Below are 1,052 nucleotides of genomic sequence, written 5' to 3'. Positions count from 1 at the left end.
CCGCTAGCATCTGAAGCGATGCGCTCCACTAATTCGGACAACACTCACAACATTCAAAGTCTCAAATTGACAATATTTATTACTCAAACTCGATATTAGGAAAATGCCGGAGTTTGACCGTAAAGTGTTGGACTCGTTACGAGAACCACTGGAATCGGGTGAGATCATCATTTCGCGCGCACAAGGAAAAACGCGCTTTCCTGCTCGTTTTCAGCTAGTGGGCGCGTTGAATCCAAGCCCAACTGGCTATTACGAAGGGAATCAAGCTCGCACTAACCCTCAAGCTATTTTGCGTTACTTAGGTCGTTTATCGGGACCGCTTCTCGACCGTTTTGATATGTCGTTAGAAATTCCATCCTTACCGAAAGGCACGTTGGCGGAAGGTGGTGATCGAGGTGAACCCACGGAACTCGTCAAAGAGCGCGTCAGTCTTGCTCGCGAGAGCATGCTCAATCGAAACGGCAAAGTCAACGCACTGCTTGGCAGCCGTGAGATTGAGGCATTTTGCCCATTGCAAAAAAGCGATGCGGAATTTCTCGAAACTGCACTCCATCGGCTGGGATTATCGATTCGTGCCTATCATCGCATCATTAAAGTGGCCCGCACGATAGCGGATTTAGAAGGTGCTGAGCAGATTGAGCGGCCTCATCTGGCTGAAGCTTTGGGGTATCGCGCGATGGACCGATTGCTGAAACAACTCACGGCTCAAGCCGTGTAGTGGTCATTTGAGAGGAGTTCGCGGCGAGTATTCACATGTTCGCCGCGAGAACCATGTTAGAAGCTGTAGTTAAAGCCTAACGACAAAAGGTATTCATTTTCGTCATAAAAGGTGATGTTTGAATCGGTTTGGCTATAACCCGCGAAGGAAATGAACGACCAGTTCTGCCAATCAAACACGTTTTGGTATTCGTAAGCGGCAAACAAGCTCAAGGTGTCATCACTGCGCGTTTTCGCAAAAGTTTGGCTAGCCGATTGATAATCTTTGAGTGCATAGCCTGCGGTTAAGGCTAAACGATGACGGTTGATGAATTTAAACCAACTTACGTCAAAGG

The 1,052-nt window shown here is 47.9% G+C and carries 1 protein-coding gene and 1 pseudogene; one reads left to right on the top strand and one right to left on the bottom strand.

Translation table 11 applies throughout. The features are described 5' to 3' along the window. Positions 1-79: 79 nt before the first annotated feature. A pseudogene (locus R7Q46_RS25225) lies at positions 80-718 on the top strand (ATP-binding protein); the annotation flags it as partial. A 56-nt stretch (positions 719-774) separates the two neighbouring features. Here the strand turns inward: R7Q46_RS25225 and R7Q46_RS25220 are convergent. Next, the coding region (locus R7Q46_RS25220) for a DUF2860 family protein (RefSeq protein ID WP_318077944.1) at positions 775-1,052 on the bottom strand (278 nt) is incomplete at its 5' end.

This window comes from Vibrio sp. 811, assembly GCF_033339195.1.
The sequence above is the reverse complement of the archived record's forward strand: the minus strand, read 5'-3'. Positions and strand labels throughout refer to the sequence as shown.